Origin of the sequence: Streptomyces sp. 4N124, from assembly GCF_052245395.1 — a bacterium.
Taxonomy (GTDB): domain Bacteria; phylum Actinomycetota; class Actinomycetes; order Streptomycetales; family Streptomycetaceae; genus Streptomyces.
The window spans coordinates 88,550-108,637 of the sequence record NZ_JBQQBS010000030.1; the positions used below are offsets into that span (position 1 = coordinate 88,550).

The following is a 20,088-nucleotide window of genomic DNA, read 5'->3' on the forward strand; positions in this document are numbered from 1 at the left end:
CCCTAAAGGGGCGCTGCAGTGCCGCGCCCGTCGCCTGGATGCTCACCCGACTCGATCTCGTAGGAGCCGCCCCGTGAACCTCGTCATCACCGATGTGCGCCTCACCCCGATCCTCGTCGCCGACCCGCCCCTGCTGAACACCCAGGGCGTCCACCAGCCGTACACGCCCCGGCTGATCGTCGAGGTCGTGACCGCCGACGGGATCACGGGAGTCGGCGAGACGTACGGCGACACGAAGTACCTGGAGCTGGCGCGGCCCTTCGCCGAGAAGTTGATGGGTCGTCAAGTCTCCGAGCTGAACGGCCTGTTCACGATTGCCGACGAGGTCGCCGTCGACCAGTCACGGGTCTTGGGCCAGGCCGATGTCGGTGGGCTGCGGGGTGTCCAGACCGCCGACAAGCTGCGGCTGTCCGTCGTCTCCGGCTTCGAGGTGGCCTGTCTGGACGCGCTCGGCAAGGCGCTCGGGCTGCCGGTTCATGCGCTGCTCGGCGGCAAGGTGCGGGACGCGGTCGAGTACAGCGCGTACCTGTTCTACAAGTGGGCCGATCATCCGGAGGGTGTGGTCTGCGAGAAGGACGAATGGGGTGCCGCCGTCGATCCGGCCGGGGTCGTCGCGCAGGCAAGGCTGTTCAAGGAGCGGTACGGGTTTACGTCGTTCAAGCTCAAGGGGGGTGTCTTTCCGCCGGGGGAGGAGATCGCCGCCGTACGGGCGCTGGCGGAGGCGTTTCCCGGGCATCCGCTCCGTCTCGACCCCAACGGGGCCTGGTCCGTGGCGACTTCGCTGAAGGTGGCGGAGGAGGTGGGGGACGTCCTGGAGTATCTGGAGGATCCCGCGCTGGGGACGTCCGCGATGGCCGAGGTCTCCGCCGGGACGGAAGTCCCGCTCGCCACCAACATGTGTGTGACGACGTTCGGTGAGATCAAGGAGGCGTTCGCGAAGGACGCCGTGCAGGTCGTCCTCTCCGATCACCACTACTGGGGCGGGCTGCGGAACACGCAGCAACTCGCCGCGATCTGCCGGACGTTCGGCGTCGGTGTGTCCATGCACTCCAACACCCACCTGGGGATCAGCCTCGCCGCGATGACCCATGTGGCCTCGACGGTCCCGAACCTTCACCACGCCTGCGACTCCCACTACCCCTGGCAGTCCGAGGACGTCCTCACCGAGCGGCTGACCTTCGAGGGCGGCAAGGTCGCCGTCCGTGACGCCCCCGGCCTCGGCGTCGAGCTCGACCGCGACAAGCTGCGGTTCCTGCACCAGCGGTGGCTGGACGACGACGGTGCGCTGCGCGAGCGTGACGACGCGGCCGCCATGCGCGTCGCCGACCCGGGCTGGGTCACCCCGGCGGTGCCTCGCTGGTGATGCGCAATGACCGGATCCGTACGCGGTCGGCGAAGGCTCCCACGGTGACCGCGCCCGAGGTGGCGCCGGGGTGGCGCCCGCACCGTACGGCCGGGACGTGCGGCGGGCTGACGCGGGGCGGTGGCTGCCGGTGAGCGACGGCGCGCTGTCAGTGGTGTGAGGCACACTGGCCTGATCCGCACCATGCCAGGGAGCTCACCGTGATCGTGTTCAACGGAGAGGGACACCGCTGCCAGGCCCAGGTCGACCCCCTGGGCCCCCTGCGCAGGTCCGACGACCCGCCCTGGGACGTGTACCTCACCGGCACCGTCTTCCTCGACATCATCTTCACCGGCCTCGACTCGGCGCCCGTGCGGGGCACCGAGTCCTGGGCCCGCGGGATGGGCTCCAGCCCCGGCGGCGTGGCCAACATGGCGACCGCGCTGGCCCGGCTGGGCCTGAGGACGTCCCTCGCGGCGGCCTTCGGCGACGACCACTACGGCGAGTACTGCTGGGACGCCCTGGCGCACGGCGAGGGCATCGACCTCTCCCTGGCCCGCACCGTGCCCGGCTGGCACTCGCCGGTCACCGTCTCCATGGCGTACGAAGGGGAGCGCACGATGGTCTCCCACGGCCACGAGCCCCCGCCGGAGGAGCCCGCGCCGGACTGCCCGCCCCGCGCGCGTGCCGCCATCGCCTCGCTCACCCCCGGCAAACCCGCCCACTGGGTCGCCCAGGCCGCGGGCAAGGGCGCCCGGATCTTCGCCGACGTCGGGTGGGACGACACCGGTGCCTGGGACCTGGCGGGGCTGACCGACCTCCAGTACTGCGAGGCGTTCCTGCCGAACGCCGAGGAGGCCATGCGCTACACCGGAGCCACCTGCCCGCGCGCCGCCGCCCACGCCCTCACCGAGCATGTGCCGGTCGCCGTCGTCACCCTCGGCAAGGAGGGCGCGTACGCCGTGGACCGGCGCACCGGTGAGACCGCCGAGGTGCCCGCGATCGCCGTGGAGGCCCTCGACCCGACCGGTGCCGGGGACGTCTTCGTGGCCGGCTTCGTCACCGGCACCCTGGCCGGGTGGCCCCTCGCCGACCGCCTCGCCTTCGCCGGCCTCACCGCCGCCCTCTCCGTCCAGGAATTCGGCGGCTCCCTCTCGGCCCCCGGCTGGGCCGAGATCGCCACCTGGTGGCGCGAGGTGCAGTCCCTGGAGGGCCAGGACCAGGCGGCGCTCCAGCGTTACGCGTTCCTTCAGTCCCTGGTCCCGGAGGCGTCGACCCGCCCTTGGCCGTTGGCCCGGGCGGTGCCGACGATCGGCTTCCGCAGGTCGGCCTGAAGGCTCAGAAGCCGAGCTTCCGCAGCTGCTTCGGATCCCGCTGCCAGTCCTTCGCCACCTTCACATGCAGGTCCAGGAACACCGGAGTACCCAGCAGCGCCTCGATCTGCTTGCGGCTCTTGATGCCGACCTCCTTCAGGCGCTTGCCCTTCGGGCCGATGATGATGCCCTTCTGGCTGGGGCGCTCGATGTAGACGAAGGCGTGGATGTCGAGAAGGGGCTTGTCGGCGGGGCGGTCTTCGCGGGGGAGCATCTCCTCGACGACGACCGCGATGGAGTGCGGGAGCTCGTCGCGGACGCCCTCCAGTGCGGCCTCGCGGATCAGTTCCGCGATCATGACCTGCTCGGGCTCGTCGGTGAGGTCACCCTCGGGGTAGAGGGCGGGACCCTCCGGCAGCAGCGGGACGAGCAGGTCGGCCAGCAGGTCCACCTGCTTGTCCTTGACCGCGGACACCGGCACGATCTCCGCCCACTCGAAGCCGAGCTCCTTGCCGAGCTGGTCGATCGCGATCAGCTGCTCGGCCAGGGTCTTGGAGTCGACGAGGTCCGTCTTCGTGACGATGGCGACCTTCGGTGTCTTCTTGATCCCGGCCAGCTCCTTGGCGATGAAGCGGTCACCGGGGCCGAGCTTCTCGTTCGCCGGCAGACAGAAGCCGATCACGTCGACCTCGGCCCAAGTGGTGCGTACGACATCGTTGAGCCGCTGGCCGAGCAGCGTGCGCGGCTTGTGCAGCCCAGGGGTGTCGACCAGGATCAGCTGGGCGTCCTCCCGGTGCACGATGCCCCGCACCGTGTGCCGCGTCGTCTGCGGCTGGTTCGCGGTGATCGCCACCTTCTGGCCGACCAGAGCGTTCGTAAGGGTGGACTTGCCCGCGTTGGGGCGGCCCACGAAGCAGGCGAAGCCGGCGCGATGGGTGGCCTCGGACGGCTCGGATGACTGGATACGCACGCTCATGGCGCCCATTCTCCCTGATCCACAAGCCCCCGCCGCACCAGCGCCCGCCCGCCTCCCTTACGGTGCGCGCCGGGACCGCATACGATCGCGGCGTCCCGGGCCATGGCGCCCCGGTCAGAGCGTCCCCCGTCCCCTCCGCCCAGAAGGTCAAGCCCCGGCATGAAGCTCATCACCGCGATCGTCAAGCCGTACCGCCTCGACGAGGTCAAGAACGCGCTCCAGGAGCTGGGCGTGCACGGTCTGACCGTCACCGAGGCCAGCGGCTACGGCCGGCAGCGCGGCCACACCGAGGTGTACCGCGGCGCCGAGTACCAGGTCGACCTGGTGCCGAAGGTCCGTATCGAGATCGTCGTCGAGGACGCCGCCTCGGACGACGTCGTCGACGCGATCGTCAAGGCCGCGCAGACGGGGAAGATCGGGGACGGGAAGGTGTGGGTGCTGCCGGTGGAGACGGTCGTACGCGTGCGGACCGGCGAGCGCGGTCCCGACGCGCTCTGACACCGAGCACCACCCCGACGACCACCACGACCAGCAGCACCACGCCGATCAGCCACGGCAGCGCGAAGAACGACGCGCTGCCCGATTCGCGCGTGTCCTGCGCACTCGCCGTCAACGTCACGTCGCCCCAGTCGAGTTGGGGCGCGCCGCGCCAGGGCTCGGTGAGGCGGACGCGCTGGCGGGGCAGCAGTTCCGTGGGGACGCGCGACAGATCGCGGGCCAGCAGCGTACGGCCGAACAGGCCCTTCGCGCGCAGTTCCACCTTCGGGTTCAGGGTGACGTTGCCGGTGTTGTGCAGCGTGTAGGAGATCGTCGCCGTGCTGTCGCCGAGGCCCGGGACGAGGGGCTGGTGGTGGGTGACGCGGACGTCCTCGACGGCGATCGCGGGGAGCGTCGGACCGCCGACACGGAGGTAGATCCGGGCGGCGACGGCCCGCTGCACCCCGAGCGCGAGTGAGCCGTCGCCCCGGTCCACGCGTTCGTCGAGCGCGACCAACCCGCCCGGGTGGTCGCCGGGTTCGGCGCCTTCGGGCACGCGGAGCGTGAAGGGGACGGTGACCTTGCCGTGCGCGGGGACGGTCACCCGGGACTTGGCGGGCCTGGCCCACGCTCCGATTCCGCGCTGCTTCTCCTTCACCGTCCGCACCGCGAACCCGCCGTCGCGCGCGGTGTTGTAGGCATCGGCGGCGTACAGCCGGAAGGTCAGCGGCCGACCCGTCTTGTTGGCGACGACGACCTTGTCCTCGACGGTCGTCCCGGGATCGGCGGAGAGGTAGAAGTACGGGCGTGCGGCGACCTTCGAGGCGGCCGGGTAGACGGACCAGCTGCCGTTGTCGGCGGCGTGCGCGGGTGCGGCGACGGCGGTGAGAAGCAGGCCCAGGAGGAGGACGTACAGCTTGCGCATGGGTGCGGACCCCCACGTGGATGAGGTGAACGGGCGGGTGCGGACGCCCGTGCGGTCAGCTGAGCGTGAGGGTGAGCACTCCGGCGTACGAGCCCGGAGGCGTGAACGCCGGTACGTCCAGGGAGAGCCCGGCGTCGACGGTGAACTCACCGCCGGTGAGCGTGCCGTTGGGGGTGGACGCCAGGGTGGCGCCCGCGCTGCCGACCACGCCGGACGAACCGGTCTGGCACGTGCTCGGGCTGCCCGCCTTGGTGGCGCACGCGGGGGTCCACTTCAGCTTCCCGGCGTCGATCTTGGCGCCGGGCCCGGTGAAGTCGGTGACCTTGCCGGTGAGGGACCAGCCTGCGGGCCCGCCCCGGAAGTCCTCGACGGTGACGGTCCGCAGGGCGCCCGTGGAGGCCCCGCCCTCGCCGAAGTCCACCGCCGACAACTGCACGGCGTCCCCGGCCTGGGACATGGACAGCGTCCCCGCCTTCACGGTCGTCGTCACCTTCTGACTGCCGTCGGGCACGGGCGTGTCGTCATTGACGACGTACGCGGCGGGCCCGGCGCCCTTCTCCGCGTTCCAGGCGCTCCCCTCGTACGCCACCACACCGGTCGTGGTCTTGTCGTTGACGACGAGCGAACCGCTGAAGGAGCCGTTCGCTCCGGCGGTGACGGTGGCCTTGTCCGCGGTCTGGGTGGAGCCGGACCGCCCGGCCAGCGTGACCGTCGCACCCGGTGTGAAGTCGCTGCCGCTGACGGTGACGCTGTCGCCCGGGGCGCCGGAGGCCGAACTCAGTGCGATGGCACGGTTGTTGGTGGGGTTGCCGTCCGTCGCGGTGATGGTCTCGGAGACCGGCGCGGGCGGGGTGATCACCGTGCACGGGGTGTCCAGTTCGAGGATGTAGCTGGTGTGGATGTTGTAGTCGCCGGGCGAGAGCGTGATCGATCCCGGCGCGGTGACCCGGAACGTGCCGGTCATGGAGAACGACGGGAAGGGGCCGTTGCCCGGCACCGGGTCGTTCTTCTTCGGCCCGGCGACGGTCACGTCACCGGTCTGCGCCCCGCCGAGGGTGACCTTGCCGGTGGGCGTCATGATGTCGGCCGGCAGGGCGATGGCGGTGGGGTTGTTGGCGGCCGGCTTGACGACCGTGTACGTGACGGTGACGGTGTCGCCGACCTTCGGACTGGCGTTGTCCACCGCGACACTGGCCGTGGTGGTGCCGTCGATCGGCGGGATGCCCGCGATGTCGGGCGGGATGCAGTGCGTGGCGAAGTCCACGTTCGTGGGCGCGGCTTCGGCCGGACAGGCCAGTGCGCCACCCCCGGTGACCGCGAGCGCGGTCGCCCCGATCAGCGATGACCAGCGGTGTCTTCGGGCTCTCGTAGCCATGGGTGCCCCTCCTGAGCTATGGCTGAGGATGCGGGTCGCGGCTGCTGACTCCCGCGCCCGCTTGGGGCATTGATGTGGGGATCGCGTGAGAAGTCAATGGAGATGCCGAAAACAGCTGATGGATCGTCAGTTGCCTTGTGGCTCCAAGGAACTGACGACCCATCGGCTATATGACTGTGACCGTCAGTCGAACACGAACGGACCCGGCGACTGCGGTCCCGTCGCCGTGCAGGTGATGGTGATGCCGAGGACCGTCATCTTCAGCGATCCGCCGAACGCCTCCAGGCTGTCGCCGGAGGCCACGGTCCCGGGAAGCGGACCGACCTGGACGTCGTCGCCGGCCGCCATGGCCGGGTTCTCCGTGGCGGTGAACGTGGTGGTGCCGCCGCCCGCCTTCACGAGGGTGAGGGTGGACTGGATCGAGTCCTCACCCAGCGCGATCGGCGCGGTGACGGCGGACGACTTGAGGGTCATGGTCGCCGCGGTGCCGTCCTGCGTGGCCGTGAGCGTGGCCTCGCCGCCGCCGAAGCTGCCGCAGTCGGCGGTGAGCGTCGCCGTCTCCGGTGTGACGGCGAGGGCGGCTGGGGCGAAGGCCAGGCCGGCGACCGCGAGGGCCCCGACCGTCAGTGCCGCACCCGTTGCTATGCGTTTCATGGGGAATCCGGCTCCCTTCCCTGTGTGGGAATTGCCATGTGGGGATGGATTGGGAGAGCCCGGCGGGGCCGTCGACGCGCGCGGTGCGGGACGCTCGGTGGGGGGTGGGGGGAATGAATCTGACGGTCCGTCGGAACTACCGGACCCATTGATGCGTGTGGGACGCGGGTCGGCAAGGCTGAATTCCGGACGACTCTGAAAAGGGCGGTTTTCAGCCTGCGGGCACAGTCATCCGTACCGTGCCGTCGGGCCCTGCCACCAGCACCGGCGTCCCCGGACCGCCCAGATCCGCGACCGCCGCCCGGTCCTCGGCCGACGCCGACTCGGCCTCCGTGACCACGGCCGCCGCCTCCAGCGACGTCGCCCCGGACGCCACCGCCATCGCCACGGCCGTCCGCAACGCGCTCAGTTTCAGCGAGTCGAGGGCAACGGTCCCGGCGACATAGGTACGCCCGGTGTCGTCCCGTACGGCCGCCCCCTCGGGCACACCGTTGCGGGCCCGCGCGGAACGGGCCAGGGTGACGATCTTGCGGTCCTCGGGGTCAAGCGCGCTGCTGTCGGTCATGCCCTGAGCATACGAAGTGGCCGTCAGGGCCGGTCCAGGCGGAGTCGTTCGGCGCGCGGAAGTCCGGCGACGACGAGGTCGTAGGAGTCCTCGATCAGTTCCCGGACCAGCTGGTCCGGGAGTCCGCCGTCCACAGTGACCGTGTTCCAGTGGCGCTTGTTCATGTGGTAGCCGGGGTTGATCAGGCCTTCGTACTCGCCGCGGAGCCGGATGGCGTCCTCCGGGTCGCACTTGAGGTTGACGGTGAGCGGGCGGGAGTCCAGCCAGCTCAGGGCGAACATCTTGCCCAGGACCTTGAAGACCGAGATGTCCGGGGCGAAGGGGAAGTCCTCCACCGCCGCGTTGAAGGACAGGCAGAAGCCGCGCAACTCCTCGGGGCTCACTCCTCTTCCTCCCCTTCCTTCGTGGCCCCCACCGGCTCCGCCAGCACGGTCACGATCTTGTTCCGGCGTCCCGCGGCGGCCTCCGCGGTCAGCCGCAGCTCACGGCCGTCGGGGAGTTCGACGACGGACGACGCCCCGGCGATCGGTACGCGGCCCAGCGCCTTCGCCAGCAGCCCGCCGACGGTCTCCACGTCCTCGTCGTCGTACGCCTCCAGGCCGTACAGGTCGCCGAGGTCGCCGATGTCGAGGCGGGCGGTGACGCGGTAGCGGTCCTCGCCCAGCTCCTCGACGGGCGGCAGCTCACGGTCGTACTCGTCGGTGATCTCGCCGACGATCTCCTCGAGGATGTCCTCGATGGTGACGATGCCGGCCGTGCCGCCGTACTCGTCGATGACGACGGCGACGTGGTTGCGGTCCTGCTGCATCTCGCGGAGCAGATCGCCGGCGTTCTTGGTGTCGGGCACGAAGGCGGCGGGCCGCATGGCCGTGGAGACCAGCTCGGACTCGGCGTCCCGGCTGATGTGTGTCTTGCGGGCCAGGTCCTTCAGATACACGATCCCGACGACATCGTCCTCGCTCTCGCCGGTCACCGGAATCCGCGAGAAACCGGAGCGCAGCGCCAGCGTCAGGGCCTGCCGGATGGTCTTGTAGCGCTCGATGACGACCAGGTCGGTGCGCGGGACCATGACCTCCCGTACGAGGGTGTCGCCCAGCTCGAAGACGGAGTGCACCATGCGGCGCTCCTCGTCCTCGATCAGCGACTCCTTCTCGGCGAGGTCGACCAGCGCACGCAGCTCCGCCTCGGAGGCGAAGGGGCCGCGGCGGAAGCCCTTGCCGGGGGTGAGCGCGTTGCCGATGAGGATCAGCAGGGGCGGGATGGGGCCCATCACCCGGGCGAGCGGCAGCAGGACGTACGCCGCCGCCGTCGCGGTGTTCAGCGGGTGCTGGCGGCCGATGGTGCGCGGGGAGACGCCGACGGCGACATACGACACCAGGACCATGACGCCGATGGCGGCGAGCAGGGCCCGGGTGGTGCCCTCGATCTCGTTCAGACAGGCGTACGTCACCATCGCCGCGGCGGCCATCTCGCAGGCCACGCGCACCAGCAGTGCGACATTGAGATAGCGGGTCGGGTCGGCGGCGACCTGGGCGAGTTTCTCGCTGCCGCGGCGGCCGGACTTGACGGCCTCCTCGGCGCGGAAGCTGGAGACTCGGGCGAGACCGGCCTCCGCGCACGCGGCGAGCCAGGCGACGACGACCAGGGCGACGGCGCCGGAGATCAGCGGGAGGCTCATGACACGGTCGGGGCCGGGGACGGGCCGGTGAGACCCTTCTCCGCCCGCCAGCCGTCCACGATCGCCGCCTGGAGCCCGAACATCTCGGCCTTCTCGTCCGCTTCCTCGTGGTCGTAGCCGAGCAGGTGCAGCACTCCATGGACGGTCAGGAGCTGGAGCTCCTCGTCCATGGAGTGCTGCGTCTCGGCTTCCTTGCCCTGCTTCTCGGCGACCTCGGGGCACAGCACGATGTCGCCGAGCAGGCCCTGCGGCGGCTCGTCCTCGTCCTTCGCCGGCGGACGCAGCTCGTCCATCGGGAAGGACATGACATCCGTCGGGCCCGGCAGGTCCATCCACTGGATGTGCAGCTGCTCCATGGCTTCGGTGTCCACGACGATCACCGAGAGCTCGGAGAGCGGGTGGATGCGCATCCGCGCGAGCGCGTAGCGGGCGATGTCGAGGATCGCCTGCTCGTCGACCTCGGTTCCTGACTCGTTGTTGACGTCGATCGACATGGTGCTGCTCGGTCTACTTCCCCTTGTGCCCGGACCTGCTCCGGCCGCCCTTGTGGGAGCCGTTCTGGGTGCCGTGCTTGTTGTCGTACTCCTCGTACGCGTCGACGATACGGCCGACGAGCTTGTGTCGTACGACATCGTGGGACGAGAGCCGGGAGAAGTGCACGTCCGGGACGCCGTCCAGGATGTCCTGGACCTGGCGCAGACCGGACTTGGTGCCGTCCGGGAGGTCGACCTGCGTGACGTCACCCGTGATCACGATCTTCGATTCGAAGCCGAGGCGGGTGAGGAACATCTTCATCTGCTCGGGGCTCGTGTTCTGGGCCTCGTCCAGGATGATGAAGGCGTCGTTCAAAGTACGCCCACGCATGTACGCCAGCGGCGCGACCTCGATCGTGCCCGCCGCCATGAGCCGCGGGATGGAGTCGGGGTCGAGCATGTCGTGCAGCGCGTCGTACAGCGGGCGCAGATACGGGTCGATCTTCTCGTACAGCGTGCCCGGCAGGAAGCCGAGACGCTCGCCCGCTTCCACCGCGGGCCTGGTCAGGATGATGCGGTTGACCTGCTTGGACTGCAGGGCCTGCACCGCCTTGGCCATGGCGAGATAGGTCTTGCCGGTACCGGCGGGTCCGATGCCGAAGACGATCGTGTGCTTGTCGATCGCGTCGACGTACCGCTTCTGGTTGAGGGTCTTGGGGCGGATCGTGCGGCCACGGGAGGAGAGGATGTTCTGTGTGAGGACTTCGGCGGGGGTCTCCTCGCCGTCGCTCTCCCCGTTCTCACTCGCCCGGAGCATGGCGATCGAGCGTTCCACTGCGTCCTCCGTCATCGGCTGTCCGGTGCGGAGCACCAGCATCATCTCGTCGAACAGGCGCTGGATGAGGGCGACTTCTGCGGCGTCGCCGACCGCGCTGATCTCATTGCCCCGGACGTGGATGTCGGCCGCCGGGAAGGCCTTCTCGATCACGCGCAGGAGGGCGTCGCCGGATCCCAGGACGGTGACCATGGGGTGCTGGGCGGGGACGGTGAACTGTGCTCGTGCCTGCCCCTGCGCAGGGGTGTGAGCTGTGGGTGTCTGAGTCATGGGCCGGCTCTGTAGGCCTGCACGTCCTCCTCCATACGACTCGCCTGCCACAAGGGCGGCCTGGCGATTTCAAGGGTACGCCGGGAGACTGACATCGCCGTAGGTCTTTTCATCGGCCCGGTTCATGGCCCGGTTCATGGCCCGGTACAGGGGCCGGTTCATGGGCCTCACCCTCCGTGACCGTCCGGTGCGGTCAGGGCTGCCCGACCGACATGTCCTGAAGGCCCAGCACACGCAGCAGCTGCAGGCGCTCGTGGGACTCCGTGCCCGGGCGGGCGGTGTGGATGACCAGGAGCTGGCGGTGTTCGTGGCTGAGCAGGACCTCGCAGTCGAGGTCCAGCAGGCCGACCAGAGGGTGCAGGAAACGTTTGGTCGCCCGGTGGCGCAGCGACACCTCGTGTTCGTCCCACAGACGCGCGAACTCCTCGCTCGACGCACGCAGTTCGGCGACCAGCGCGGCGGGCTCCGGGTCGTCGGGACGGGCGGCGGCCACCGCACGCAGATTGGCCACATGGGCGCGTGCGTGCTCGGCCCGGTCCTCCTCCGGGAACAGGATCCGCGCCCGAGGGTCCAGGAAGTAGAGGCGGAGGAGGTTGCGCTCGGCCGGGGGGCGGGACATCACATCGCGGGTCAGCGCCCTCGCCATGGTGTTCTGGGCCAGCACCTCGCCACAGTCGGTCACCACCTGCGCCGGTGTGTCGTGCAGCCGGTCCAGGATCAGCATCAGGCCGGGCGCGACGTGCGCCGACGCCGGCTCGCGGCGCGGTGGCTCCTCGCCGGCCAGGTGGAACAGATGGTCGCGCTCGTCGGCGGTCAGGCGCAGGGCACGGGCCAGCGCCGCCAGCATCTGCCGGGACGGGCGGGGACCGCGGGACTGCTCCAGGCGCGTGTAGTAGTCCACCGACATGCCCGCCAGCTGCGCCACCTCCTCGCGCCGCAGACCGGCCGTACGGCGCCGGGCGCCCGGCGTCAGGCCCACGTCCGACGGGGTCAGGCGGGCGCGGCCCCGGCGCAGGAAGTCCGCGAGTTCGGCTCGGTTCACGCATCCAGCCTGCGGCACTCCGCCCGCGTTATCCAGGGACTGCCGATCCCCTGATCGACGGGTCTCTCCCGGCCGGCGTGAGTCTCTCCGAGGGTGGTGGCAGCAGAGCATCCGATTCGTGAGGAGCAGATCATGTTGACACTGGTGACGGGTACGACGGGGCAGGTCGGCCGGCGCTTCGTACCGAGGCTGCTGGCGCAGGCGCGGCCGGGCGAGCGGGTGCGGGTGCTGGTGCGTGACGCGGCGCGGGGCGAGCCCTTCGCCGAGCGGGGCGCCGAGGTCGTGGTCGGCGACCTGCGGGATGCCGAGGTGCTCGGCAAGGCGGTCGCCGGGGTGGACGCGGTCGTGAACGTCGCGGCGTCCTTCCGCGGGGTGCCGGACGAGGAGGCGTGGGCGGTCAACCGGGATGCGGCCGTGGAACTGGGGCGTGCCGCGCAGGCTGCCGGTGTGCGGCGGTTCGTGCAGGTCAGCACGGGGCTGGTGTACGGCGTCGGACGCGGGCGCCCGCTCACCGAGGACGACGAGAGCCGGCCCGGCGGGTCGATGTGGGGCGCCTATCCCGAGTCCAAGGCGCAGGCCGAGCGGGAGTTGCTCGCGCTGGAGGGCTTGGACGTACGTATCGGTCGGCTTCCCTTCGTCTACGGCGAGGGCGATCCGCATCTTGCCCAGTCCCTGATGTGGGCCGGCACGTGGGCGGCGGCCCAGCGGTTGCACATGGGCCATCACGCGGACGTTGCGCAAGGGCTGCTGCGGATCCTGTACGCGCCGGGGATTGCCGGCCGTATCTACAACATCGCCGAAGACGCCCCCGTCACGGCGGTCGAGCTGCACCAGCTCAACGGCGTCGAGGTGCCTGCCGAGCTGTACACCCGCACTGATCCCGACCCGTGGCTGGTGATCATGTCCACGGAACGGATCCGCCGGGAGCTGGGGTACCGGCCGTTGTTCCCGAGTGTCTATGCGGCTCGGGACGCGGGGGCGCTCTAACGGGGTGCCTCGATGGGTGGCTGGGCGGCTGCGGGTCTGTTGTGGCCGGTCGCGCAGTTCCCCGCGCCCCTGTCGGGGCGCTCTAGTCCACGCCCTTGATACGTCCAACCAGCACCGCCCCCGCCAACCCCACCCCCGCCGCCACCGCGTACAGCACCCGGTACCCGCCCAGGTGCGTCACGATCGGGGCGGCCAGGGCGGGCGCCGCGACCTGGGGCAGGGCGTTGGCGACGTTGATGACGCCGAGGTCCTTGCCCCGGTCCCGTGCCTCTGGCAGGACGTCCGTCATCAGCGCGAAGTCGACGGACATGAACACCCCGAGGCCCACGCCCAGCAGGGCCGCCACGACGATTGCGCTCGGCCAGGTCTGCCAGGCGGCCAGTAGGGCCGTGGCCGCGGCCATCAGTACCCCGGACCAGCGCACGAAGGGCTTGCGGCGGCCCACGCGGTCCGACCAGGCGCCGCCCACGACGACCGTGGCCAGCAGTGTCACGCTGTTCACGGCGGTGAGGATCAGGACGCCGGACTCGGGGTCGTCGTGGTGCAGGCGGTCCCGCAGGTAGTAGAGCAGGTAGAGGATCACGAGGGCGTTGCTGAGGTTGATCAGGAAGCGGGTCAGCCAGGCCCAGCCGAAGTCCGGGTAGCGGCGCGGGCTCAGCCAGAAGCCCCTGAGGAAGGCGCTCGCGGACCACGTCGGCCGGTCCGCGACCGGCAGCCTGAGATCCCCGTATCGCAGGACGTACGGCAGCACACCCGCCAGAGAGAAAAGCGCGCACGCCGCGTACCCGGCCGCGATCCCGCCCGCCGCCGTCGCCAGCCCTGTCCCGACCACCGCCCCCAGGATCTGCGCCGCCCCCAACCACCCGCCCACCGACCCCCGTTGCAGCCGCGGCACCCGGTCCGGCACCGCTGCCGTGACCGCCGCGAAGGCCGCGTTCAGGGTCAGCTGGACCAGGCACCAGCCCACCGCCATCGTCCACAGCCCGCCCGCGCCCGCGAGCAGCAGCAACGACAGCGCACCGCCCGCCGCGCCGGCCACGATCCACGGTGTACGGCGGCCCCAGCGGGCCGTGGTCCGGTCCGACAGCGCGCCGAAGAACGGGTTGGCCGCGAGCGACACCACCGCGCCCACGCCCGTCACCCACGCGAGCAGCGTCTCCTTCGACATGCCCGTGCCGGGCGCGAAGTCCTCCGCCTGCCGGGCCAGCAGGATCTGCAGCGGGCCGTACCAGCCCACCCAGATCGCCACGTTGGCCAGTGACAGGGCGGACGTCCAGCCGCGGCCGACCCGCTCGACGGGCTCCGCGAGGGCGACCCCGGTCATCTCTGGGCCCGCAGCACATCCCGGAACCAGGCGTACGACGCCTTCGGGGTCCTGGTGAGGGTCTCGAAGTCCACGTGGACCAGCCCGAAGCGGCGCGCGTACCCCTCCGCCCACTCGAAGTTGTCCAGCAGCGACCACACGAAGTAGCCGCGTACGTCCACGCCCGCCTCCACCGCCCGGTGCAGCGCGCGCACATGAGCGTCCAGGTAGGCGATCCGGTCCTGGTCGTCGATCCCCTCGTACGAGCAGCCGTTCTCGGTGATGACGACGGGTGGGAGCCGGTCGCCGTAGCGCTCGTGGAAGCCGGTGAGCAGTTCGGTCAGGCCCTCCGGGACCACCGGCCAGCCGAAGTCGGTGACCGGGACGCCGTCGATCTCGTGGACGGAGAAGGGGAGTTCGGCGGGGATCGTCAGCCCGCCGAACTCGATGTCGGTGCCCTGCGGGGCGCCCACCCGTGTCGGCGAGTAGTAGTTGACGCCGTAGAAGTCCAGCGGTTCACCGATGACCTTGAGGTCGGCCGGGACGTCCCCTGGCATCAACTCGCTGATTCCCTCGGGGTACTCGCCGCGCAGGACGGGGTCGGCGAAGAGGCGATTGAGCAGGAGGTCGTAGAAGTCGGCCGCCTCCACGTCCGCCTGGTCGCGGGAGGCCGGCCAGGTCGGGCCGTGCGAGTTGGCGATGCCGATGTCGGTGGCGCCGGAGGCGCGCAGTGCCTGTACGGCCAGGCCGTGGGCCAGGAGCTGGTGGTGGGCGGCCGGAAGAGCGTCGAACATCAGCTGCTTGCCCGGTGCGTGGGCGCCGAGCGCGTGGCCGAACAGGGTGTGTTCGGCGGGCTCGTTGAGGGTGATCCACTTCGAGACGCGGTCGCCCAGGCGGCCGGCCACCGTCGACACGTACTCCGCGAAGTGCGAAGCCGTGTCCCGCTTCAGCCAGTCGAGGGACACCGGCAGGTCCCAGTGGAAGAGGGTCGGGACGGGACGCACGCCCGCCGCGCACAGCTCGTCGACCAGACGGTCGTAGAAGTCCATTCCGCCGTCGGACCGGACCCGCGGCCACGAGATCGAGAAGCGGTACGCGTCCACCCCCAGCCCGGCCAGGAGCGCCACGTCCTCGCGGTAGCGGTGGTAGTGGTCGCAGGCCACCGCCGCCGTCGAGCCGTCCTTCACCCGTCCCGGCTCGGCCGTGAAGGCGTCCCAGATTGAGGGTTCGCGTTGGTCGGCCGCGCCCTCGATCTGGTGGGCGGACGTCGAGACGCCCCACAGGAAGCCGGAGGGGAACTGCGGTATCGGGTCAGTCGCCATGCGCCGGATCATCCGTACCGCCGGTAACGGAAGTCAACGGGCAGGCGTGAACAAGCAGTTACGCGTCGTTCCCCGACCGGCTACGCGCCTTCCTTGAGCACCCTGGAGATCAGTTTCCGCTGCTCCTCCGTCAGCCGGGGGTCCGAGCAGTACACCGTCTTGCCGTCCACGGTGATCTGGTAGCTGAAGCCGTCCGGAACCCCGACGGGGGGCACGCCCCGGCCGGACGCGACCGCGCTCTCGGCCAGGGAGTGCCACTCCTGGGCATCGGGCCGCCCCGAGGTCTCCACCTCGGCGTGCCGCTCGATGCCCGCGAATCCACCCGTGCGCCGCACCTGAATACGCATGGGTCCTGTCTAGTACGGAACTAGAGGGTGCGCACCCCGACCTGCTCCCAGGCCTTGAGTACGGCCTGAAGCTCCTCGCTGCTGTCGCCGTACCGTGCCTTCGCGGCAGCGACCGTCAGCGTGGCGAAGTCGACGAAGAGGGCCTGTTCCTTCAGCTCGCCCCCGGTCAGCACGTCGTACCAGATCTGCCCGGCCCGCTCCCAGGCGTGACCGCCGAGCGTGGTCGCGGCGAGGTAGAAGGCGTGGTTGGGGATGCCCGAGTTGATGTGCACGCCGCCGTTGTCGCGGCCGGTGCGGACGTAGTCGTCCATCGTGCCGGGCTGCGGGTCCTTGCCGAGGACGTCGTCGTCGTACGCCGTGCCCGGCTCCTTCATGGAGCGCAGCGCCTTGCCGGTCACGCGCGGGGCGAGCAGGCCCGCGCCGATCAGCCAGTCGGCCTCGGCGGCGGTCTGGCCGAGGGTGTACTGCTTGATCAGCGAGCCGAAGACGTCGGACATCGACTCGTTCAGGGCGCCCGGCTGGCCGAAGTAGGTCAGGTTCGCCGTGTACTGGGTGACGCCGTGCGCCAGCTCGTGGCCGATGACGTCGATCGGGATGGTGAAGTCGAGGAAGACCTCGCTGTCGCCGTCACCGAACACCATCTGCTCGCCGTTCCAGAAGGCGTTGCCGTAGTCCTCGTCGTAGTGCACGGTCGCGTCGAGCGGCAGTCCGTCGCCGTCGATCGAGTCGCGCCCGTACGCCTTCAGGAACAGCTCGAACGTCGCGCCCAGGCCGGCGTAGGCGCGGTTGACGGTGGCGTCCTTGCCGGGCTCGTCGCCCTCGCCGCGGACCTTCTTGCCGGGCAGGTCGGTCTTGTGCTCGGCGTCGTAGATCGTGCGGTGCGGTTTGCCTGCGGCGGCTTCGGCGGGTGGGGCGACGGTGGGTGCGCCGAGGACTGTGGTCAGGCGGCGGTGGGTGCGCTGGTAGGCGTCGCGCTCGAGGGTCCTGCGAGCGGGGCCGGCCAGCGCGGGGTCCTCGGCCTGGGCGAGCTTGTCGAGGATGTGGGGTGGTACGACGGTGCAGAAGACGGGCGTGTAGCCCCCGTTTGTCGTCATGGTCCGCACACTTGCACTCCGTGATGCCGGTGTCACTATCGGCGACCTTGATTGGTGAAATGTGGGGATGTTTGGGGCGTGGGCTGGTTGCGCTGTGTTATTGGCTGCAGGCCGTGTGTGGCTGATCGCGCAGTTCCCCGCGCCCCTTGGGCGCGCGTTGCAGTCCCGCATACTGATACAGCCCCGTGCATTCGGGAACGGTCCGCTAGCATGCTGCGCATCATGCGTTTCGGGCTGCTCCTCCTTAGCTGCCGCGGCGAGGGCCTGTAGTACAGGTCGACTCCCTCCCCGCGGAGCTTGGTGTTGCGTCGTCGGCCGTCCTTTCCGGACATCCTGAGGAGCCCCGCACCATGGCAAATCGCCAGCAGCCCAGTTCTATGCCGATTCAGAAGTACGGCCGGTACGAGCAGGTCGACATCGCCGACCGCACCTGGCCCGAGAAGCGGATCACCACCGCCCCCCGCTGGCTCTCCACCGACCTGCGTGACGGCAACCAGGCGCTGATCGACCCCATGTCGCCCGTGCGCAAGCGCGCGATGTTCGACCTGCTGGTCAAGATGGGCTACAAGGAGATCGAGGTCGGCTTCCCGGCCTCCGGTCAGACCGACTTCGACTTCGTGCGCTCCATCGTCGAGGAAGAGGGGGCGATCCCCGACGATGTCACCATCTCCGTACTGACCCAGGCCCGCGAGGACCTGATCGAGCGGACGGTGGAGTCCATCAAGGGCGCCAAGCGCGCGACCGTGCACCTCTACAACGCCACCGCCCCGGTCTTCCGGCGGGTCGTCTTCCGTGGCTCCAAGGACGACATCAAGCAGATCGCCGTCGACGGTACGCGGCTGGTGATGGAGTACGCGGAGAAGCTGCTGGGGCCGGAGACCGAGTTCGGGTACCAGTACAGCCCGGAGATCTTCACCGACACCGAGCTGGACTTCGCGCTGGAGGTCTGCGAGGCGGTGATGGATGTGTGGCAGCCCGGTCCGGGGCGCGAGATCATCCTCAACCTGCCCGCGACCGTGGAGCGCTCCACGCCGTCCACGCACGCGGACCGCTTCGAGTGGATGGGCCGCAACCTCTCCCGCCGTGAGCACGTCTGCCTGTCGATCCACCCGCACAACGACCGCGGTACGGCGGTGGCGGCGGCCGAGCTGGCGCTGATGGCCGGCGCCGACCGCGTCGAGGGCTGCCTGTTCGGACAGGGCGAGCGCACCGGCAACGTCGACCTGGTCACCCTGGGCATGAACCTGTTCTCGCAGGGCGTCGACCCGCAGATCGACTTCTCCGACATCGACGAGATCCGTCGTACGTGGGAGTACTGCAACCAGATGGAGGTCCACCCGCGCCACCCGTACGTGGGCGACCTGGTCTACACGTCCTTCTCCGGCTCCCACCAGGACGCCATCAAGAAGGGCTTCGACGCGATGGAGGCCGACGCGGCGGCGAAGGGTGTCACCGTCGATGACATCGAGTGGGCCGTGCCGTACCTGCCGATCGACCCGAAGGACGTCGGGCGGTCGTACGAGGCGGTCATCCGCGTCAACTCGCAGTCCGGCAAGGGCGGGGTGGCGTACGTCCTGAAGAACGAGCACAAGCTGGACCTGCCGCGCCGGATGCAGATCGAGTTCTCGAAGATCATCCAGGCGAAGACGGACGCCGAGGGCGGCGAGGTCACGCCGAAGGACATCTGGACGGTCTTCCAGGACGAGTACCTGCCGAACCCCGGGAATCCGTGGGGTCGGATCCAGGTCAAGAACGGCCAGTCGACGACCGACACGGACGGTGTGGACACGCTCCATGTCGAGGCGGAGGTGGACGGCGTCGAGACGACGCTGGTCGGCACGGGCAACGGTCCGATCTCGGCCTTCTTCCATGCGCTGCAGGGCATCGGCGTCGATGCGCGGCTGCTGGACTATCAGGAGCACACGATGAGCGAGGGGGCGTCCGCGCAGGCCGCGTCGTACATCGAGGTCGCGATTGAGGACAAGGTGCTGTGGGGCATTGGCATCGATGCGAATACGACGCGGGCGTCGCTGAAGGCGGTTGTCTCCGCGGTCAACCGGGCGGGTCGTTGACGGCTTGCTGTTGTCGGATCGGCTGACGCGCCGTTGTGGCTTGTCGCGCAGTTCCCCGCGCCCCTTTGGGGCGCGGGGTCTGTCGTTTTCCGGCCAATCCCTGTGCAGGTCACGGGTAGGTCTCGTCCGGGGTACTGACTCTGCCTCAACAATGTGGCTAACATCACGCGAGCGCGGCGATGTTGCCGTGGGGTTACGGAGGTGCGACGTGCTGCCAGGACGGGGACGAGACGGCCGTGCTGCCAGGCGTGCGCGCATTCTGGGCACCCGTACCTCGTGGAGTGCCGTCGGGGACGGTGAGTTCTTCTGTCCGGGGTGTGGGGGAGACCGGAATTATCAGCGGCTGACCGGGCGTCGCCGGTTCACGATGCTGGGTGTGCCGGTGCTGCCGCGGGGTGAGTCGGGGCCGGTCGTGGAGTGTGCGGCCTGCCGTCGGCACTTCGGCACGGATGTGCTGGATCACCCGACGACCACGCGGTTCTCCGCGATGCTCCGCGACGCCGTGCACACCGTCGCCCTCGCGGTCCTCGCCGCGGGTGGCACGTGCAGTCGTACGTCCCTGGAGGCGGCGGCGACCGAGGTGCGTGCCGCCGGGTTCGACGACTGCACGGAGGACCAGCTGAACGCTCTCGTGGAGGCGCTGGCCGCGGACACCGGCCGGGTCTACGGCGAGCCGTGCGGGGCGGGTCTGGCCATAGAGCTGCACGAGGCCCTCGATCCGCTGGCCCCGCACCTCGCCGCGGCGGGCCGGGAGTCGATCCTGCTGCAGGGCGCGCGGATCGCCCTCGCGGACGGGCCGTACACCCCGGCCGAGCGGGATGTGCTCAGCACGGTGGGGGCGGCGCTCACGATCTGCGGGGACGATGTGAGCCGGTTGCTGGCGGCGGCGCGTACACCGTCGTAGCCGTACTCCCCGGGGAGTAACGCGGCCTGTGTGCCGCCCCTGGCAGTACCCCTCAACTCGCCCTCACGCGCGACGAATCACCCTCCTCCCGCCGGGAGTCTGGAGAACGACCCAGACACCCCGACCGGAGGGAG

The 20,088-nt window shown here is 70.1% G+C and carries 20 protein-coding genes; 6 read left to right on the plus strand and 14 right to left on the minus strand.

The genetic code is table 11. From position 1 onward, the window contains the following. Positions 1 to 73: 73 nt before the first annotated feature. Together ACTWQO_RS27690 and ACTWQO_RS27695 are read left to right on the plus strand one after the other, a co-directional pair. A complete protein-coding gene (locus ACTWQO_RS27690; RefSeq protein WP_443240079.1) occupies positions 74 to 1,363 on the plus strand; it encodes a glucarate dehydratase family protein in 1,290 nt (429 codons plus the stop codon). 200 nt (positions 1,364 to 1,563) lie between these two features. Then, complete coding sequence (locus ACTWQO_RS27695) at positions 1,564 to 2,676, plus strand: carbohydrate kinase family protein (RefSeq protein ID WP_443240080.1); 1,113 nt, start codon at positions 1,564 to 1,566, stop codon at positions 2,674 to 2,676. Positions 2,677 to 2,680: 4 nt separating this feature from the next. Here the strand turns inward: ACTWQO_RS27695 and era are convergent, their stop codons facing one another. Continuing rightward, positions 2,681 to 3,631, minus strand: a complete 951-nt coding sequence (gene era / locus ACTWQO_RS27700; protein WP_443240081.1) for a GTPase Era — start codon at positions 3,629 to 3,631, stop codon at positions 2,681 to 2,683. Between the two features lie 159 nt (positions 3,632 to 3,790). Here era and ACTWQO_RS27705 point away from each other — a divergent pair, with 159 nt between their 5' ends. Then, positions 3,791 to 4,129: a P-II family nitrogen regulator gene (locus ACTWQO_RS27705; protein ID WP_443240082.1), complete on the plus strand. Its 339-nt coding sequence runs from the start codon at positions 3,791 to 3,793 to the stop codon at positions 4,127 to 4,129. On the opposite strand, the gene ACTWQO_RS27710 is transcribed toward ACTWQO_RS27705, so the two are convergent. The 9 genes from ACTWQO_RS27710 to ACTWQO_RS27750 form a co-directional block, all read right to left on the minus strand. Then, a complete protein-coding gene (locus ACTWQO_RS27710; RefSeq protein ID WP_443240083.1) occupies positions 4,023 to 5,033 on the minus strand; it encodes a WxL protein peptidoglycan domain-containing protein in 1,011 nt (336 codons plus the stop codon). The two genes, ACTWQO_RS27705 and ACTWQO_RS27710, sit on opposite strands and share 107 nt — an antisense overlap. A gap of 55 nt (positions 5,034 to 5,088) precedes the next feature. Continuing rightward, positions 5,089 to 6,408 (minus strand): beta-xylosidase, encoded by a 1,320-nt coding sequence (locus ACTWQO_RS27715; RefSeq protein ID WP_443240084.1) that lies wholly within the window; start codon positions 6,406 to 6,408, stop codon positions 5,089 to 5,091. A 183-nt stretch (positions 6,409 to 6,591) separates the two neighbouring features. After that, positions 6,592 to 7,062, minus strand: coding sequence for a hypothetical protein (locus ACTWQO_RS27720; protein ID WP_443240085.1), 471 nt, complete (start codon positions 7,060 to 7,062; stop codon positions 6,592 to 6,594). 211 nt (positions 7,063 to 7,273) lie between these two features. Beyond that, a complete protein-coding gene (locus ACTWQO_RS27725; RefSeq protein ID WP_210574471.1) occupies positions 7,274 to 7,627 on the minus strand; it encodes a cytidine deaminase in 354 nt (117 codons plus the stop codon). Between the two features lie 23 nt (positions 7,628 to 7,650). Beyond that, positions 7,651 to 8,010, minus strand: coding sequence for an MmcQ/YjbR family DNA-binding protein (locus tag ACTWQO_RS27730; protein ID WP_443240086.1), 360 nt, complete (start codon positions 8,008 to 8,010; stop codon positions 7,651 to 7,653). Beyond that, complete coding sequence (locus ACTWQO_RS27735; RefSeq protein ID WP_443240087.1) at positions 8,007 to 9,305, minus strand: hemolysin family protein; 1,299 nt, start codon at positions 9,303 to 9,305, stop codon at positions 8,007 to 8,009. The genes ACTWQO_RS27730 and ACTWQO_RS27735 overlap by 4 nt, the downstream gene beginning before the upstream one ends. After that, positions 9,302 to 9,799 (minus strand): rRNA maturation RNase YbeY, encoded by a 498-nt coding sequence (ybeY, locus tag ACTWQO_RS27740; RefSeq protein ID WP_443240088.1) that lies wholly within the window; start codon positions 9,797 to 9,799, stop codon positions 9,302 to 9,304. Before ybeY ends, ACTWQO_RS27735 begins: the two co-directional genes overlap by 4 nt. Before the next feature lie 13 nt (positions 9,800 to 9,812). Continuing rightward, positions 9,813 to 10,883, minus strand: coding sequence for a PhoH family protein (locus tag ACTWQO_RS27745; RefSeq protein WP_443240089.1), 1,071 nt, complete (start codon positions 10,881 to 10,883; stop codon positions 9,813 to 9,815). Between the two features lie 193 nt (positions 10,884 to 11,076). Continuing rightward, a complete protein-coding gene (locus tag ACTWQO_RS27750) occupies positions 11,077 to 11,925 on the minus strand; it encodes a helix-turn-helix transcriptional regulator (RefSeq protein WP_443240090.1) in 849 nt (282 codons plus the stop codon). A 132-nt stretch (positions 11,926 to 12,057) separates the two neighbouring features. On the opposite strand from ACTWQO_RS27750, the gene ACTWQO_RS27755 reads away from it, so the two are divergent. Beyond that, the gene (locus tag ACTWQO_RS27755; RefSeq protein WP_443240091.1) at positions 12,058 to 12,912 is read left to right on the plus strand and encodes an NAD-dependent epimerase/dehydratase family protein; all 855 of its coding nucleotides are present in this window, start codon (positions 12,058 to 12,060) and stop codon (positions 12,910 to 12,912) included. An 82-nt stretch (positions 12,913 to 12,994) separates the two neighbouring features. On the opposite strand, the gene ACTWQO_RS27760 is transcribed toward ACTWQO_RS27755, so the two are convergent. From ACTWQO_RS27760 to ACTWQO_RS27775, 4 genes are all read right to left on the minus strand, one after another. Beyond that, positions 12,995 to 14,236: an MFS transporter gene (locus ACTWQO_RS27760; protein ID WP_443240092.1), complete on the minus strand. Its 1,242-nt coding sequence runs from the start codon at positions 14,234 to 14,236 to the stop codon at positions 12,995 to 12,997. Then, positions 14,233 to 15,549: a GH1 family beta-glucosidase gene (locus ACTWQO_RS27765; RefSeq protein WP_443240093.1), complete on the minus strand. Its 1,317-nt coding sequence runs from the start codon at positions 15,547 to 15,549 to the stop codon at positions 14,233 to 14,235. Before ACTWQO_RS27765 ends, ACTWQO_RS27760 begins: the two co-directional genes overlap by 4 nt. Positions 15,550 to 15,617: 68 nt before the next feature. Beyond that, positions 15,618 to 15,884, minus strand: coding sequence for a protealysin inhibitor emfourin (locus tag ACTWQO_RS27770; protein WP_301980906.1), 267 nt, complete (start codon positions 15,882 to 15,884; stop codon positions 15,618 to 15,620). Between the two features lie 20 nt (positions 15,885 to 15,904). Continuing rightward, positions 15,905 to 16,978: a M4 family metallopeptidase gene (locus tag ACTWQO_RS27775; RefSeq protein ID WP_443240094.1), complete on the minus strand. Its 1,074-nt coding sequence runs from the start codon at positions 16,976 to 16,978 to the stop codon at positions 15,905 to 15,907. Positions 16,979 to 17,328: 350 nt separating this feature from the next. Between ACTWQO_RS27775 and leuA the strand changes: the two genes are divergently transcribed. Next, positions 17,329 to 19,050, plus strand: coding sequence for a 2-isopropylmalate synthase (gene leuA / locus ACTWQO_RS27780; protein ID WP_443240095.1), 1,722 nt, complete (start codon positions 17,329 to 17,331; stop codon positions 19,048 to 19,050). A 208-nt stretch (positions 19,051 to 19,258) separates the two neighbouring features. Next, entirely contained in the window at positions 19,259 to 19,954 is a 696-nt protein-coding gene (locus ACTWQO_RS27785; RefSeq protein WP_362935334.1) for a tellurite resistance TerB family protein, read from the plus strand. Positions 19,955 to 20,088: the final 134 nt, after the last annotated feature.